A 15269-nucleotide genomic window follows, 5' to 3' on the forward strand; every position below is an offset into this window, starting at 1 on the left:
AGCAGGCCATGAAAACAGTACGCAGCGAAAAAGATTCGATGGGTGCGATCGATGTCCCGGCAGATAAGCTGTGGGGCGCACAAACTCAACGCTCGCTGGAGCATTTCCGCATTTCGACGGAGAAAATGCCAACCTCACTGATTCATGCGCTGGCGCTAACCAAGCGCGCAGCGGCAAAAGTTAATGAAGATTTAGGCTTGCTGTCTGAAGAGAAAGCGAGTGCCATTCGGCAGGCGGCGGATGAAGTACTCGCAGGACAGCATGACGACGAATTCCCACTGGCAATCTGGCAGACCGGTTCCGGCACGCAAAGCAATATGAACATGAACGAAGTGCTGGCCAATCGGGCGAGTGAACTGCTCGGCGGTGTGCGCGGGATGGAGCGTAAAGTTCACCCTAACGACGATGTGAACAAAAGCCAGAGTTCCAATGATGTCTTTCCAACAGCAATGCACGTTGCGGCGCTGCTGGCGCTGCGTAAGCAACTCATTCCACAACTTAAAACCCTGACACAAACTCTGAATGAGAAATCCCGCGCGTATGCTGATATCGTCAAAATTGGTCGTACCCACTTGCAGGACGCCACGCCGCTGACCTTAGGGCAGGAGATTTCCGGCTGGGTAGCGATGCTGGAGCATAACCTCAAACATATCGAATACAGCCTGCCTCACGTGGCGGAACTGGCGCTGGGGGGGACTGCTGTAGGGACGGGGCTGAACACCCATCCGGAGTATGCCCGTCGCGTGGCGGACGAGCTTTCGGTCATTACCTGTGCGCCGTTTGTTACCGCACCGAACAAATTTGAAGCACTGGCGACCTGTGATGCGCTGGTTCAGGCGCACGGTGCGTTAAAAGGATTGGCGGCGTCACTGATGAAAATTGCCAATGATGTCCGCTGGCTGGCCTCCGGTCCACGTTGCGGCATTGGCGAAATCTCAATCCCGGAAAATGAGCCGGGCAGTTCAATCATGCCGGGAAAAGTGAACCCAACACAGTGTGAAGCATTAACCATGCTTTGCTGCCAGGTGATGGGGAATGACGTGGCAATCAACATCGGCGGCGCTTCTGGTAACTTCGAACTGAACGTCTTCCGTCCGATGGTGATCCACAATTTCCTGCAATCGGTGCGCTTGCTGGCAGATGGCATGGAAAGTTTTAACAAACACTGCGCGGTGGGAATAGAGCCGAATCGTGAGCGTATCAATCAATTGCTCAATGAATCGCTGATGCTGGTGACCGCGCTAAACACCCATATTGGCTATGACAAAGCTGCGGAGATCGCCAAAAAAGCGCATAAAGAAGGGCTGACCTTAAAAGCAGCCGCCCTTGCGCTGGGCTATCTTAGCGAAGCCGAGTTTGATAGCTGGGTACGACCAGAACAGATGGTCGGCAGTATGAAAGCAGGGCGTTAATCTGCAACATACAGGTGCAGCCGGGGAATGATCAAACGAAGCGGCTGCGCCTGGGGTTTAAAACGATGCTGAACATTGTCGGCATCGTAATTTAACAGCTCACCAACGTCTGGCATGCCTGCGCCATTATCCCGATTAATCAGCGCGATAAGCGGTGTCGGGCAGGCGTGCTGAACTTGTTTTTGATCCCCCTTGTACCAGACACGGGCAATTGGCTGAACCTTCACCGGACGTTTGATTTTTAACTTCGCGTCCTGTGGCAGGGCGGCAATATCCTGATACTCGCGTTCCAGTTTTCCCTGCCACTCCTCGCGCGTCCACGGTGCAACGCTACGTGGCGATTTCAGGCTCTTTTCCAACTGCGCCAGCACCTCATCACGATGCAAATTTTTAATGATATGTTTATTCGCCCAGCCAAAACGTAAAGTGGCGGGGTCGTGCAGAACGGTGAGCGTGCGATAAGCATTAAGGGTAATCAGCCCCGGCAAATGACGATGTACCCATTCAAAACGCGCTGCCGTAGGCAGTTCTGACTCAACCGTGACGATATGCTCGAAAGTGGTTTTAAGTTGATTGATGCGCTGTATATGACTTGCCAGCGCCGTTTGTGAAAGGTTATCGACCTGATAGCACAACACGCCAGGTAGACGAACAGCCGCCTTGCTGCTGCGATTTTCGGACTGTTGTTGAATGAACAAATGGCGGAAATGGCGCAGTGCCAGCGCCTGCGCTTCTTTCCCGAGATGTTGCTTAACCTCAATGCGATTAAGCGGATTATGCTCATCCTCCTTTTTGACCTCCGGTAACGAGAACACGCGGGCAACCAGCAACTTGTGCTGTTCAAGTTCAGCGGCAAACGCTGCCAGTTCTTGTTCCATCTGGCGAAAAGTCGTATTGAGTCGGTCAACAAGATCGTAACGGGCCATAAAATTACCACTTTAGTTACAACATACTTTATTTATAGCACATTGACGACAACTTAACCACCGTGCGTTTGGTGTCAGGCAGAAGTAAATTGCGGGATGTTGTGCCACAGTGGCCAGCTGAACGAGAAGCGGGCGCCCCCCAGTTCGCTAGTGTCACAATTGACCGTACCGCCCATTGCCAGAGCGATGGAGTGGACAATCGCCAGCCCCAGCCCACAGCCACCAGTTGCACGGTCCCGGCTGGGATCGAGGCGAACAAAGGGTTCAAAGATATGCTCGCGATTTTCTGCCGCAATTCCCGGACCATCATCTTCAACAATCAATGTTGCTCTGTTTCCTGCCAGTAGCAGGCTGGTTTCAACGGTTGAATGGCAGTAGCGCAGGGCGTTGTTGAGTAAGTTATCCAGCACGCGCTCCATTAAGCGCATATCCAGTGCCGCGTAATTACCTGGCGTGATCGTTTTTATCCGTACCGTTTTGTCGGGGGTCACGGCCTGAATATCTTGCAGATGTGTTGACAGCCACAACGGCAGGTCTGGTTCGCTAAGATGCAGTTCATTTTGTGGGCGATCGAGCCGGGCATAAGTCAGCAGTTCTTCAATTAAAGCTTCCAGTTGACTGATATCGCGATTCAAGGTCTGGGACTCTATGGCGTTCAGGTTGTCGCTCATCTCCAGCCGATAACGCAGGCGCACTAATGGTGTTCGCAGTTCATGGGCAATGCCATCAATAAGCTGCTTTTTACTGGCAATCAACGCGTTGATATTGTCCGCCATCTGGTTAAACGCCACGCCAAGTCGTTCAAAGCTTGAACCATCATCAAAGTGAATACGCTCATTGAGATGCCCATCGCCGAATCGTTGCGCCGCCGCTTCCAGTTTTAACATGTCTTTCCAGTGCGGACGCATCCAGATAAACACCGGAAAGGCGAGGGAGATGGCAATAAAGGCGATCAGCACGATATCCAGCAAACGCATTTGATGGAGGAAATAAAGATAAGGAACGGGACCCACGGCGAGAACGTAGTGGCTGCGCGGGATACGCTGTAAAAAGGTGTACTGATCATCCAGAGCAACAATCTCTCCGCCACGCAATCGGTGCATGGCGTTTTTATCGAGATGATATTTACTCAGCGGCTCGACGCGCAGATCGAAAGAGAGATTTAAATCCATCTCCTTCAGCGTTTTTCCCCAGTCGTGCGGAGGGATCTCGCGTAATTCGCTACGCATCAGATACAGCGAACTGTTCATCAAATCATCCAGTGACTGTTTGCCCGCGCGTTCGGCGGTAAATTTGTACACCAGCCCAACCAGCAGAGACATCACAAGGAAGCAGACAAACAGCAAAAGATAAAACTGGATAAACAGTTTTTTCATCGCTTATTCCCACGCATGAGGCGCAAAAAGATAGCCTTTGTTACGCACGGTTTTAATGCGGTAGGGTTCGGCAGCGTTATCGAGCAGTTTTTTTCGTAACCGCGAAATAGCTACATCCACGCTACGATCCAGCCCGTCATAACTGACGCCGCGTAAATTCTTCAGCAGCGCATCGCGGTCCATAATTTGTCCTGCATGGGTGGCTAATTCCCATAGCAATTCAAAATCAGCCGTCGAGAGTGAAATCTCATGGTTAGCAAGTGTCACTACGCGGTTGATGGGGTCGATAGTTAACGTACCGAAATGCAATGGTTTGTAAGGTGTCAGAGACGTTTCCTGAATACCTTTGGTCAGCGTCGCTTGTTCGTTCTGACGCAAATGTAAACGTAAACGCGCCAACAGAACAGCGGGGGGCGTTGTTTTGAGAATATAGTCGCAGGCGCCCATTTCCAGCGCCAGAATGTGGTTCATATCGCTATCGAGAGAGGTCAGCAGAACAATCGGCCCGGACCATTTTGTGCGTAAATCGCGGCAGATGGACATTCCGTCTTTGCCAGGCAGCATGATATCGAGCAGCACTAGATCCGGATTTTCCCGCAAAATTGTCTCTTCGGCATGGTCGCCGCGCGGTTCCACGGTAACCTGCATATCATGCTTTGCCAGGTACGCGGCAATCAGTGAACCAACTTCTGTGTCATCTTCCACAAATACGATAGTGTTCATATTATTCACGGCAGATATAAAAACGTCACAATACACCGCGCTGATTTTACTTACTATCAATCGTTTCTAAACAAGGTTGCATCGGGTATTCTACAAATAACTTGTTATGGAAGTGTTAAGGTTAAAAATGGGGCTGGTAATCAAAGCCGCGCTTGGTGCGCTGGTGGTGGTGTTGATTGGTGTATTAGCAAAAACGAAAAATTACTATATCGCCGGGCTGATCCCGCTTTTCCCGACCTTTGCGCTCATCGCGCATTATATTGTTGTCAGTGAACGCGGCATTGAAGCTTTACGCGCCACAATCGTTTTCAGTATGTGGTCGATTATTCCCTATTTTGTTTATCTGGCGTCGTTGTGGTATTTCACCGGAATCATGCGCTTGCCCGCTGCTTTTGTGGGTTCTGTTGCGTGCTGGGGGTTAAGCGCATGGGTGCTAATTATTTGCTGGATGAAGCTGCATTAACGCAAATGACGGCCGCCATCAAGCGGGAAACTGCGTCCGGTTACAAAGCAACTGGTGAGTAAGTAATCGACAAGGTCGATAACTTCTTTCTCACCGGGCGCGGTTTTCATCAGTGATTTATTCAGCGCCTGTTGGCGATATTCGGCATCATCATGCTCGTTAAACAGGATCAGCGATGGTGCAATAGAATTCACTTTCACTTCCGGTGCCAATTTGCGGGCAAACGAACGGGTCATATTATCCATTGCCGCTTTACTTGCAGCATAGGCAATATGTTTGTCGCTTCCGCGCTCCACCACATAATCGGTGAAGTGAATGATATCGCTGGCGGCGTGTCCGTGACCGCGTAGTAATCTTTCCAGCGCATGGTTGAGCAGGTAAGGGGTATTAACATGGATCTGCATCATGCAGGCCAGAACATCAGTCAGTGGCGTACCTGGTTTTTCTGCCATCCACGCACTGGCGTTATGCAAAATGGCACGCAGGCCGTGGGTGGTTTTTAACACTTCATCGGCAAACGCCATCACGCCGTCGTTCGTTGAAAAATCAGCCTGAATACACTGCGCACCTGCATTAACCAGTCCATCAATGGCAGGATAGTGCGTTCGATAGCTGACAATCACCGGTTGCTTTTGATGAATGAAATGCCAGGCGAGAGCGAGGCCGATGCGACGGCCTCCACCAGTGATTAATATTGGCAAGGGCTGGGTTTTCCCCATCGTTAATCTCCTTTGCAAGCATACGATGGGACGAACGTTATCCCACCAGCATCCAGGTTGCCGGAACTGCGGCAATTAACAGCATGCCAATCAGCACCATTTCCTGACGATTCAATACATTATCATGTGTATGCGTTTTACGCGCGTACAGGAAAACCAGCAGCCCTGGCGCATACAGAACGACGGACAACAACAGGTGCATTGGGCCTGAAGCGTATAATAACCATAAGCCATAAATGCAGGCACCGACACCAACCGCTTTATGCAGCGGACGAGTAGCGATTTTCAACAAGAACGCGCCAACCAGGAAATAGGGCACCAGAATCATTTCTGAGGCGATGGTCAGCAACGTGTTGTAATCGGAACCAGTCAGCCAAATCAGCACCAGACAAATTTGCACGCAGATGTTGGTCAGCCACAGCGAGGCAGACGGCGCTGCTTGTGCATTCTGGCGCGCAAAAATACGCGGGAATGCCTTATGGGTAGCTGCCAGGAAGGGGACTTCTGCCGCCATAATGGTCCAGCTTAAATACGCGCCACAAACAGAAACGATCAATCCGGCAGCGATGATAATCTCGCCCCACGGCCCCATCATTTTCACCATCAGACCGGCCATAGACGGGTTACGAATCTCAGCCAGTTCAGGACGAGCAACCACCCCCAGCGAAAGCAGCGTGACTAATAAATAAACGCCCAGTGCAGAAAGCACCGCCAGAAGCGTTGCTTTGCCAACATCATGTTTATTCCGCGCCCGTGAAGAAACAACTACCGCACCTTCCACACCAATGAATACCCACAGTGTGATTAGCATGGTGTTTTTCACCTGTTCCCATACCGGCACGCCAAGCGCAAGGCCTGTAAAGTCGAGCTTGAAGGTGTCCAGTTTGAACATCATCATCGCCAGCACAATAAACAAACCAAGCGGCAATAATTTTGCCAATGTCGCCACCAGGTTAATGCTGGCGGCGGTTTGTACGCCGCGCAGAATCAAAAAGTGAACAATCCACAACAATGCCGATGCACCGACGATCGATTGCCAGGTGTTACCATCGCCAAACAGGCGTAGTTCCGGCGTATCGGTGAAGAAACTTAATGCGGAAAAGACGATAACCAAATAAGAGACGTTGGCGATAACCGCACATAGCCAGTATCCCCATGCCGAGCAGAAGCCGATTAACTCGCCAAACCCCTCCCGTGCATAGGTAAAAATACCGCCGTCAAGGTCGGGACGAATGCGTGTCAGGATCAGCATGGCAAAGGCCAGCAATAAGATGCCAGCGCCAGTAATACCCCAGCCGATGAGCAGTGCTGCCGGGCTGGCAACCGCCGCCATATTTTGCGGCAGACTGAAAACACCCGCGCCCAGCATTGAGCTTAATACCAGCGCGGTGAGTGCGCTCAGTCCCAGTTTCTTTTCCATCGATATCCAGTATTTAAAACGTGTTCAGAAGAATAAATATTAGGGCAAAACGCATAAAAATGGTGAATGCCACTAAAGCGCGGGATTTTACGAAGAGAAGTGGCGGCATGCAATGGTTGCGGGAAAATTTGTAGCTAAAAATCTGAAAGGCGGCATAAAGCCGCCTTAATGTGATACTGAATAGTTATTTATTTATACAGGTCTGCACTGATGGTCAGGTTGTTACCACGTTCCTGCCACTGGCGGGTAATGTGGTAATACTTAGCACCTTTCTTCGCGGCACGTTTAGCAACCTGGTAGGAGACTTCGGTCATGTTGCCGTAGTTACCCGAAAACTTAATGCTATCGAACGGGACCATCATTGCTGCGGTCGCTTTGTTTAATTCTTCTACTTTGGTGCCGTCAGGAAGCGTGACAGTGTAACGTCCGCCTTTTGAGGACTGAGTTTCAAAGAAACGACCAACTTCAGCACTTGGTGATGCAGTGGTGGCAACGCCCGGGATTTCAACTTTCTTCGCGGCTTCGCCACCTGCGGCCAGTGCCGCGCGACCAGCATCAGAATCCGCAGGGATCACATCCGGGCTCTGGACGATGCGTTTTTTAGCATCTTGTTTGTAGATGAACGCAGTAATACGCTGGTTGCCGCCCTGGTTGGCATCTATCTGGCGAACGATGTAGTAAGAGTAGGCACCTTTCGCTTTTGCTGCTTTGGTGATGGCATCGTTCACTTCCGGTTGGCTGCGGAAGAAGCCCTGGACGGTAACGGTGTCATACGGTTCGATCAAAACAGCCTGGTCTTTAGGCAGTTCAATAACGCCATTAAAAACGCGATTCTTATCAGCTTCTGCTTTTTCAGCATCGGCTTTATAAAGATCGGCAACTACACGCCAGTTACCGCTGTTACCGAAATCTGAAGTGTCGACAACATAAAAAGAGGCGGCGCCTTCTTTATCAGCGCGACGGGAAACGGCTTTAACCGCTTCGCCAATGGCATTAAAACGACCGGTAACCACTACACGGTCAAAAGGTTTAACCGCTGCCGCTTGCTCCGGTGTCAGTTCTGTTGCTGCGTTAACGGAAAATGCCGTAGCAGAAAGCAGTGCCGACGCCAGGAGGGTGTTCTTAAGCTTCATAAAAATAATCCTTCGCCTTGCGCAAACCAGGTACTGGTATTGTTATTAACGAGAAACGTGGCTGATTATTGCATTTAAAGTGTGTAACTGTCTGCGTGATTTTTTCATATCAGACTTCTTGATTTGATTTTAAATCTGATCGAATGAGCGTCCGTGCTTAAAAAATAGCCACAATAACAGAAGAATGACTGAACTGGCTGAATTGTATAAGTTAATTTAATGTTAACCGGTGGCTGGCGTCGGTGATATCTCATGTTTTACCTGATTATCAAAGACAATTATCGCCCATTATCCTGTGTTCTATGGTGTTTATCCCGCTATCAAGGCTGAATCGTTAATATTTTGAGAGTTCACGCCGAAATACTGATTTTTGACGCTAGATCACAGGCATTATTTTCAGTACGTTATAGGCGTTTGTTACTAATTTATTTTAACGGAGTAACATTTAGCTCGTACATGAGCGGCTTGTGTATCAAAAACACAGGCAAACCATCATCAATAAAACCGATGGAAGGGAATATCATGCGAATTGGCATACCAAGAGAACGGTTAACCAATGAAACCCGTGTTGCAGCAACGCCGAAAACAGTGGAGCAGTTGCTGAAACTAGGTTTTACCGTCGCGGTAGAGAGCGGCGCAGGTCAACTGGCTAGTTTTGACGATAAAGCGTTTGTGCAAGCGGGCGCCGAAATTGTAGAAGGGAATAACGTCTGGCAGTCAGAGATCATTCTGAAGGTCAATGCGCCGTTAGATGATGAAATTGCGTTACTAAATCCGGGAACCACGCTGGTGAGCTTCATCTGGCCCGCGCAGAATCCGGAGTTAATGCAAAAACTCGCGGAGCGTAACGTGACGGTGATGGCGATGGACTCTGTACCACGCATTTCTCGCGCGCAATCGCTTGATGCATTAAGTTCGATGGCGAATATCGCCGGCTATCGCGCCATTGTTGAAGCGGCTCATGAGTTTGGGCGTTTCTTTACCGGGCAAATCACCGCAGCAGGTAAAGTGCCGCCCGCAAAAGTGATGGTGATTGGTGCGGGTGTTGCTGGTCTGGCCGCCATTGGCGCAGCAAACAGCCTCGGCGCAATTGTGCGTGCATTTGATACTCGCCCGGAAGTGAAAGAACAAGTTCAAAGTATGGGCGCGGAGTTCCTCGAGCTGGATTTTAAAGAGGAAGCAGGTAGTGGCGATGGTTACGCCAAAGTGATGTCGGAAGCGTTCATCAAAGCAGAAATGGAACTCTTTGCCGCCCAGGCAAAAGAGGTCGATATCATTGTGACCACTGCGCTTATTCCAGGCAAACCAGCACCGAAACTGATTACCCGTGAAATGGTTGATTCTATGAAGTCGGGTAGTGTGATTGTCGACCTGGCATCCCAAAACGGTGGTAACTGTGAATACACCGTGCCGGGTGAAATCTTCACCACGGAGAATGGCGTCAAAGTGATTGGCTACACCGATCTTCCTGGTCGCCTGCCGACGCAATCCTCACAGCTTTACGGCACCAACCTTGTCAATCTGCTGAAACTGTTGTGCAAAGAGAAAGACGGCAATATAACGGTTGATTTTGATGATGTGGTGATTCGCGGCGTGACCGTGATCCGTTCTGGCGAAATTACCTGGCCGGCGCCGCCGATTCAGGTTTCAGTCCAACCGCAGGCAGCACAGAAAGCGGCACCTGATGTTAAAACCGAAGAAAAATGCGCCTGCTCACCGTGGCGTAAATATGCGCTGATGGCGCTGGCAATCATCCTTTTCGGCTGGTTGGCAAGCGTAACACCGAAAGAATTCCTCGGGCACTTTACCGTTTTCGCGCTGGCCTGCGTCGTAGGTTATTACGTGGTGTGGAATGTCTCCCACGCGTTGCATACGCCGCTGATGTCGGTTACTAACGCGATTTCAGGGATTATTGTTGTCGGAGCTCTATTGCAGATTGGCCAGGGCGGCTGGGTTAGCTTCCTTAGTTTTATCGCGGTGCTTATCGCCAGCATTAATATTTTCGGTGGCTTTACCGTGACTCAGCGCATGCTGAAAATGTTTCGCAAAAACTAAGGGGTAACATATGTCTGGAGGATTAGTTACAGCTGCATACATTGTTGCCGCGATCCTGTTTATCTTCAGTCTGGCCGGGCTTTCTAAACATGAAACGTCTCGCCGTGGTAACAACCTCGGTATTGCCGGGATGGCGATTGCGTTAATTGCAACTATCTTCGGGCCGGATACTGGCAATGTTGGCTGGATCCTGGTTGCGATGGTCATTGGTGGCGCGATTGGTATCCGTCTGGCGAAGAAAGTCGAAATGACCGAAATGCCGGAACTGGTGGCGATCCTGCATAGCTTCGTGGGGCTGGCGGCGGTGCTGGTTGGCTTTAACAGCTATCTGCATCATGACGCGGGAATGGCACCGATTCTGGCCAATATTCACCTGACGGAAGTGTTCCTTGGCATCTTTATTGGTGCGGTAACCTTTACCGGTTCGGTTGTGGCGTTCGGTAAGCTGTGCGGAAAGATTTCGTCTAAACCGTTGATGCTGCCAAACCGCCATAAAATGAACCTGGCTGCATTGGTCGTTTCCTTCCTGCTGTTGATGGTGTTTGTTCGTACCGATAGTGTTGGCTTGCAGGTGCTGGCATTGCTGATAATGACCGCTATAGCGCTGGTCTTCGGTTGGCATTTGGTGGCTTCCATCGGTGGTGCAGATATGCCAGTGGTGGTGTCGATGCTGAACTCCTACTCCGGTTGGGCGGCGGCAGCGGCGGGCTTTATGCTCAGTAATGACCTGCTGATTGTGACCGGTGCGCTGGTCGGTTCTTCTGGTGCCATCCTTTCTTACATTATGTGTAAGGCGATGAACCGTTCCTTTATCAGCGTCATTGCGGGCGGTTTCGGCACTGATGGTTCCTCTACCGGCGATGATCAGGAAGTGGGCGAGCACCGCGAAATCACCGCAGAAGAGACGGCGGAGCTGCTGAAAAACTCGCACTCAGTAATCATTACTCCTGGGTACGGCATGGCGGTAGCGCAGGCACAGTATCCGGTCGCAGAAATCACCGAGAAACTGCGTGCGCGCGGTATCAACGTGCGCTTCGGGATTCACCCGGTTGCGGGCCGTTTGCCTGGGCATATGAACGTGTTGCTGGCGGAAGCGAAAGTACCGTATGACATCGTGCTGGAAATGGACGAAATCAACGATGACTTCGCTGATACCGATACCGTACTGGTGATTGGTGCCAACGATACGGTTAACCCGGCGGCACAGGACGATCCGAAGAGCCCGATTGCTGGCATGCCTGTTTTGGAAGTGTGGAAAGCGCAGAACGTGATTGTCTTTAAACGCTCGATGAACACCGGCTATGCTGGCGTGCAAAACCCGCTGTTCTTCAAGGAGAACACCCACATGCTGTTTGGTGACGCCAAAGCCAGCGTGGATGCAATCCTCAAAGCTCTGTAACCTCAACGGCCTCTACGGAGGCCGTCACTCTTTATTGAGATCGCTTAACAGAACGGCGATGCTTTGGCCTCCCGCCGTTTGCTCAAGTGCAATTTTGACAATAATCGTCAACGGCACAGAAAGCAGCATACCTACCGGTCCTAACAACCATCCCCAAAAAATTAATGACAAAAAAACCACCAGTGTGGAAAGTCCTAACCCGCGCCCCATAATGCGTGGTTCCAGAATATTGCCGAAGACCAAATTAATCAGCAGATATCCCGCCAGTACAAGTAACGCCTCGTAGAAACCATTAAACACCAGTACCTGAGCGATAGGGGGAATTGCTGCCAGAACTGAACCAATATTGGGTATGTAATTAAGCGCAAAGGCCAGCAATCCCCAGACAAAAGCAAAGCGAACATCCAGTGCAGCGAGCATCGCCCAGGCGACCAGTCCGGTGACGATGCTGATAGCCGTTTTTAGTACCAGGTAATGCGACACACTGTCAATCGCGCGCTGAATTGCCGCCATCCCTTCAACCGGTCGCGCCATCATTTGCTGGAGTTTACCGGGCAGTTGCGGCACTTCGAGCAGCATAAACAATACCGTCAGCAACAGTAAAAATATTGACGACATGGCATTAGATAACTGAGTCAGTAAGTTGGTGAGCAACGTCATTGCCGAGTTCGGATCAATGTAATGCGCCAGTTGGTCAACTGAGACATCAATCCCCACGCGCTGTAATAAAGGTTCCAGAGCCTGCAGGGGTTTTATGATTGAGCTGCGATACTGTGGCAAAGTGCGGGTCAGTTCATTGAGTGTTGAACCGAGATAGGCCAGCATTAACACCATCGCCATCACGATAATGGTCATCAAAATTGACACCGCCAACACGCGCGGCACTCGCCAGCGAACCATGCGTTGTACCAGCGGGTTAAGAATTACCGCGATAAATAGAGAGAGGATAAAGGGGACGATGATATCGGCGGCAAACCGGATACCGCACAGAATAATGACCAGCATTCCCAGCATAATGACGATTTTTAAGCCATTGAGCGTGATGATCGGCTTTGCCATGTTTATCCTCGTTTTTTCTTCCTTCGCTAATAATATTTTCTTTTTTGCTGCGGCATTATAACGAAAATCAAACCACTCAGGTAAAGAAATGAAAATGTTTTGAGTTAATTCTTAAGCTATGATACAAATCAGACGTGTTCAACTACCGAGGACAATTATCATCCGCGATGACGAGAAGCAACACTGCGGATAATTGTAATTTTATGGACAATTTGTTCAGGACGTTATTTTCTACATTTACCCATCTTCGTACCTCATCCACTATCTTGCTCGCAGGTGAGCAGCACTGGCGCAACGCGCTTTAGTCCTTTCTTCTGCCGAAGCTTGCGCTATGCGCTGGGCTTGACCTCTTTACTTTCGCTGAATTAAGCGAATATTAAAATAATTCTCTTGCAGGAGAAGGACGATGTATTTTTATTGGGTTTTATTAGGTCTGGCTATTGCCACAGAAATTACCGGCACGTTATCTATGAAATGGGCTAGCGTCAGTGATGGAAACAGCGGGTTTATTTTAATGCTGGTGATGATTTCTCTGTCATATATACTTCTCTCTTTCGCCGTTAAAAAAATTGCGTTAGGCGTTGCCTATGCGCTGTGGGAAGGTATCGGTATTTTATTTATTACGCTGTTTAGCGTTCTGTTATTTGATGAAAGTTTATCGCTGATGAAAATTGTCGGGTTAACAACTCTGGTTGCCGGGATTGTATTGATCAAATCGGGTACACGTAAAGTGCGTAAATCTACGCTGGAGCAGAATCATGGCTCAGTTTGAATGGATTCACGCCGCCTGGTTGGCACTGGCGATAGTGCTGGAAATTATTGCTAACGTCTTTTTGAAATTTTCTGATGGCTTTCGCCGTAAAGTCTATGGCTTGCTGTCGCTGGCGGCGGTACTTGCTGCTTTTAGTGCACTATCCCAGGCAGTGAAAGGGATCGACTTGTCAGTGGCGTATGCGCTGTGGGGTGGGTTTGGTATTGTCGCCACATTAGCAGCCGGTTGGGTCCTGTTTGGTCAGCGGTTAAACCGCAAAGGCTGGGTTGGTCTGGTCCTGTTGTTAGCCGGAATGATCATGGTGAAACTCGCCTGATGTTTATGCTGCCCGTATTTTCGGGCAGCATTTAAACGCTATTGCCGGGATAACTCTTCCAGTTTGTCGCGAAAGCCGGTAACAGAGATAGCCCGGTTATCGGCCCGCCAGCGATCCTTAGCCGCAGGCGCCGAACTTTGCACGCCAATCAACTGCCAGCCGTCATCAGTATGCAGCATTAGCGGCGAACCGCTGTCACCCGGTAGGGTATCGCACTGATGCGACATCACCGACGTTTGCGCCCAGCCAGTCACTTCGCAATTTTTATGACTGTACAACGTATCCAGGTGATCCTCGGGATAGCCTGCCTGGGTCACTTTACGACCTACCGTTTTTAATGCGGCGGTGAGTGCTGCTTTGTCTCCCTCGAAAAGTGGTAAGGGTGTAATGCCAGAAGGCGGATTGCGCAGCACAATCAAACCAAAATCCCACGGCGCGGCAGCAGGCGGGACAATCCAGCCATCTCCATTAGCCTTTAACCGTTTACCTAATGTCGGATCAACGCGGCCTTCAATGTTGTGGATCTCATAGCGCCATAGCCCCTTATTCGACACAAAACGCAGCGCAATTGCTTTGTCTGGTTTGCCTTTTGGCGGCGTTAATAAACAGTGACCCGCCGTTAATGCGAGATTGGGCGCAATCAGGGTGGCCGTGCAGAGATTTCCACTGGCAGTCTCCAGTTGCCCAACCGCATCCCACGGAGATTGGGTCGTGTTAATTACTGGCACTCGATCATCATGACCAAAAAAAAGGGTGCTGACTTCATCATTAGCCGATTCAGGACTGTCAGGTTTATCTGCAAATACCAATGCAGATGTCAAACTAATTGCACCCAGTACTACAGCAATGGTTGTACGCATATCACACTCTGGTGGGTAATTATGATTATTAAAAGCAAACCCTCATAAATACTATAGCCGGGACGGGATTAAAGTGGGAGTGAAATCAGATAACTACGATCAGAAAAGATAAAAACGAGTGGCAATCAATGCACATAAAATAAGGATGATAAGAATAAACTCAAAGCGATAACGGCCCACCATAGTACCCTCCGCTTAAGGCGGCGCTAAACGTTATCCGTCTAGCGCCGTAATTTTCAGGCGCGAGGGGGCGCGCCATTATTGCTGTTGAAAACTTAAGCTGCTGGTTGGGCAGCTGGTTTTGCAGGTTGCTGATGGCTGTGTTTCTTGGTGTGTTTTTTCGCAGCTTGTGCTTTTTGTTCCGGAGCTTTCTGTTCAGTTTTCGCTTTTTTATGATGCTTTTTAGCCGCCTGCGCTTTTTGGGCAGGTGCTGCTTTATGCTGTTTTTTATGATGCATGGTTTTTGCAGGTGCAGCTTTGGTGGCAGTAGTTGCAGGGGCAGGTGTGGTCGCAGTCTCTGCGGCAAAAGCGGCAGAAGAGAGACTCATCGCAGCGGCAACAACCAGAGCTAATACTTTTTTCATTGTCATACCCTCAATTTGGTTTTTTTATGCAACCCCACTACGGGGCCGATGT

General features: G+C 50.0%; 16 protein-coding genes. 6 read left to right on the plus strand and 10 right to left on the minus strand.

Translation table 11 applies throughout. The annotated features are described in order from the left end of the window. Positions 1–8: 8 nt before the first annotated feature. Positions 9–1412, plus strand: coding sequence for a class II fumarate hydratase (fumC, locus tag D9736_RS19465; RefSeq protein WP_130258959.1), 1404 nt, complete (start codon positions 9–11; stop codon positions 1410–1412). On the opposite strand, the gene tus is transcribed toward fumC, so the two are convergent. From tus to rstA, 3 genes are all read right to left on the minus strand, one after another. Next, the gene (gene tus / locus D9736_RS19470) at positions 1409–2338 is read right to left on the minus strand and encodes a DNA replication terminus site-binding protein (protein ID WP_130219049.1); all 930 of its coding nucleotides are present in this window, start codon (positions 2336–2338) and stop codon (positions 1409–1411) included. The genes fumC and tus overlap by 4 nt on opposite strands. 74 nt (positions 2339–2412) lie before the next feature. Continuing rightward, positions 2413–3714, minus strand: coding sequence for a two-component system sensor histidine kinase RstB (gene rstB / locus D9736_RS19475; protein ID WP_130258960.1), 1302 nt, complete (start codon positions 3712–3714; stop codon positions 2413–2415). A 3-nt stretch (positions 3715–3717) separates the two neighbouring features. Beyond that, complete coding sequence (gene rstA, locus D9736_RS19480; RefSeq protein WP_130258961.1) at positions 3718–4437, minus strand: two-component system response regulator RstA; 720 nt, start codon at positions 4435–4437, stop codon at positions 3718–3720. 127 nt (positions 4438–4564) lie between these two features. On the opposite strand from rstA, the gene D9736_RS19485 reads away from it, so the two are divergent. Then, positions 4565–4900 (plus strand): GlpM family protein, encoded by a 336-nt coding sequence (locus tag D9736_RS19485; protein ID WP_130209323.1) that lies wholly within the window; start codon positions 4565–4567, stop codon positions 4898–4900. On the opposite strand, the gene folM is transcribed toward D9736_RS19485, so the two are convergent. The 3 genes from folM to ydgH form a co-directional block, all read right to left on the minus strand. Then, a complete protein-coding gene (gene folM / locus D9736_RS19490; protein WP_130258962.1) occupies positions 4897–5619 on the minus strand; it encodes a dihydromonapterin reductase in 723 nt (240 codons plus the stop codon). The two genes, D9736_RS19485 and folM, sit on opposite strands and share 4 nt — an antisense overlap. Positions 5620–5656: 37 nt before the next feature. Beyond that, positions 5657–7039: an amino acid permease gene (locus D9736_RS19495; RefSeq protein ID WP_130209319.1), complete on the minus strand. Its 1383-nt coding sequence runs from the start codon at positions 7037–7039 to the stop codon at positions 5657–5659. Positions 7040–7227: 188 nt separating this feature from the next. Further along, positions 7228–8172 (minus strand): DUF1471 family protein YdgH, encoded by a 945-nt coding sequence (gene ydgH, locus D9736_RS19500; RefSeq protein ID WP_130209317.1) that lies wholly within the window; start codon positions 8170–8172, stop codon positions 7228–7230. A 522-nt stretch (positions 8173–8694) separates the two neighbouring features. Here ydgH and pntA point away from each other — a divergent pair. Both pntA and pntB read left to right on the plus strand, forming a co-directional pair. After that, positions 8695–10227, plus strand: coding sequence for a Re/Si-specific NAD(P)(+) transhydrogenase subunit alpha (gene pntA, locus D9736_RS19505; protein ID WP_130258963.1), 1533 nt, complete (start codon positions 8695–8697; stop codon positions 10225–10227). A 10-nt stretch (positions 10228–10237) separates the two neighbouring features. Continuing rightward, positions 10238–11626, plus strand: coding sequence for a Re/Si-specific NAD(P)(+) transhydrogenase subunit beta (pntB, locus tag D9736_RS19510; protein ID WP_130219057.1), 1389 nt, complete (start codon positions 10238–10240; stop codon positions 11624–11626). A 24-nt stretch (positions 11627–11650) separates the two neighbouring features. Here pntB and tqsA read toward each other — a convergent pair whose 3' ends face one another. After that, positions 11651–12685, minus strand: coding sequence for an AI-2 transporter TqsA (gene tqsA / locus D9736_RS19515; RefSeq protein WP_130209311.1), 1035 nt, complete (start codon positions 12683–12685; stop codon positions 11651–11653). A 406-nt stretch (positions 12686–13091) separates the two neighbouring features. Between tqsA and mdtJ the strand changes: the two genes are divergently transcribed. Together mdtJ and mdtI are read left to right on the plus strand one after the other, a co-directional pair. Continuing rightward, positions 13092–13457, plus strand: a complete 366-nt coding sequence (gene mdtJ, locus D9736_RS19525) for a multidrug/spermidine efflux SMR transporter subunit MdtJ (protein ID WP_130258964.1) — start codon at positions 13092–13094, stop codon at positions 13455–13457. Continuing rightward, a complete protein-coding gene (mdtI, locus tag D9736_RS19530) occupies positions 13444–13773 on the plus strand; it encodes a multidrug/spermidine efflux SMR transporter subunit MdtI (RefSeq protein ID WP_130219061.1) in 330 nt (109 codons plus the stop codon). Before mdtJ ends, mdtI begins: the two co-directional genes overlap by 14 nt. Before the next feature lie 38 nt (positions 13774–13811). Here mdtI and D9736_RS19535 read toward each other — a convergent pair whose 3' ends face one another. The 3 genes from D9736_RS19535 to asr all read right to left on the minus strand — a co-directional run bounded on the left by D9736_RS19535 (position 13812) and on the right by asr (position 15217). Beyond that, on the minus strand, positions 13812–14633 hold the full coding sequence (locus D9736_RS19535) for a serine protease (protein ID WP_130258965.1): 822 nt from the start codon (positions 14631–14633) through the stop codon (positions 13812–13814). Between the two features lie 99 nt (positions 14634–14732). Continuing rightward, on the minus strand, positions 14733–14816 hold the full coding sequence (locus D9736_RS19540) for a hypothetical protein (RefSeq protein ID WP_000233091.1): 84 nt from the start codon (positions 14814–14816) through the stop codon (positions 14733–14735). A 92-nt stretch (positions 14817–14908) separates the two neighbouring features. Further along, the gene (asr, locus tag D9736_RS19545) at positions 14909–15217 is read right to left on the minus strand and encodes an acid resistance repetitive basic protein Asr (protein ID WP_214678558.1); all 309 of its coding nucleotides are present in this window, start codon (positions 15215–15217) and stop codon (positions 14909–14911) included. Between the last annotated feature and the right edge of the window lie 52 nt (positions 15218–15269).

It is taken from the genome of Escherichia sp. E10V10, from assembly GCF_004211985.1.
GTDB lineage: Bacteria > Pseudomonadota > Gammaproteobacteria > Enterobacterales > Enterobacteriaceae > Escherichia.

Excerpts from the sequence above, each read along its gene's own strand:
- tqsA (WP_130209311.1), bottom strand. The coding sequence starts at position 12,685 with ATGGCAAAGCCGATCATCACGCTCAATGGCTTAAAAATCGTCATTATG.
- D9736_RS19495 (WP_130209319.1), bottom strand. The coding sequence starts at position 7,039 with ATGGAAAAGAAACTGGGACTGAGCGCACTCACCGCGCTGGTATTAAGC.
- D9736_RS19485 (WP_130209323.1), top strand. The coding sequence starts at position 4,565 with ATGGGGCTGGTAATCAAAGCCGCGCTTGGTGCGCTGGTGGTGGTGTTG.
- D9736_RS19540 (WP_000233091.1), bottom strand. The coding sequence starts at position 14,816 with ATGGTGGGCCGTTATCGCTTTGAGTTTATTCTTATCATCCTTATTTTA.
- tus (WP_130219049.1), bottom strand. The coding sequence starts at position 2,338 with ATGGCCCGTTACGATCTTGTTGACCGACTCAATACGACTTTTCGCCAG.
- rstB (WP_130258960.1), bottom strand. The coding sequence starts at position 3,714 with ATGAAAAAACTGTTTATCCAGTTTTATCTTTTGCTGTTTGTCTGCTTC.
- ydgH (WP_130209317.1), bottom strand. The coding sequence starts at position 8,172 with ATGAAGCTTAAGAACACCCTCCTGGCGTCGGCACTGCTTTCTGCTACG.
- mdtJ (WP_130258964.1), top strand. The coding sequence starts at position 13,092 with ATGTATTTTTATTGGGTTTTATTAGGTCTGGCTATTGCCACAGAAATT.
- D9736_RS19535 (WP_130258965.1), bottom strand. The coding sequence starts at position 14,633 with ATGCGTACAACCATTGCTGTAGTACTGGGTGCAATTAGTTTGACATCT.
- pntB (WP_130219057.1), top strand. The coding sequence starts at position 10,238 with ATGTCTGGAGGATTAGTTACAGCTGCATACATTGTTGCCGCGATCCTG.
- fumC (WP_130258959.1), top strand. The coding sequence starts at position 9 with ATGAAAACAGTACGCAGCGAAAAAGATTCGATGGGTGCGATCGATGTC.
- asr (WP_214678558.1), bottom strand. The coding sequence starts at position 15,217 with ATGAAAAAAGTATTAGCTCTGGTTGTTGCCGCTGCGATGAGTCTCTCT.
- mdtI (WP_130219061.1), top strand. The coding sequence starts at position 13,444 with ATGGCTCAGTTTGAATGGATTCACGCCGCCTGGTTGGCACTGGCGATA.
- pntA (WP_130258963.1), top strand. The coding sequence starts at position 8,695 with ATGCGAATTGGCATACCAAGAGAACGGTTAACCAATGAAACCCGTGTT.
- rstA (WP_130258961.1), bottom strand. The coding sequence starts at position 4,437 with ATGAACACTATCGTATTTGTGGAAGATGACACAGAAGTTGGTTCACTG.
- folM (WP_130258962.1), bottom strand. The coding sequence starts at position 5,619 with ATGGGGAAAACCCAGCCCTTGCCAATATTAATCACTGGTGGAGGCCGT.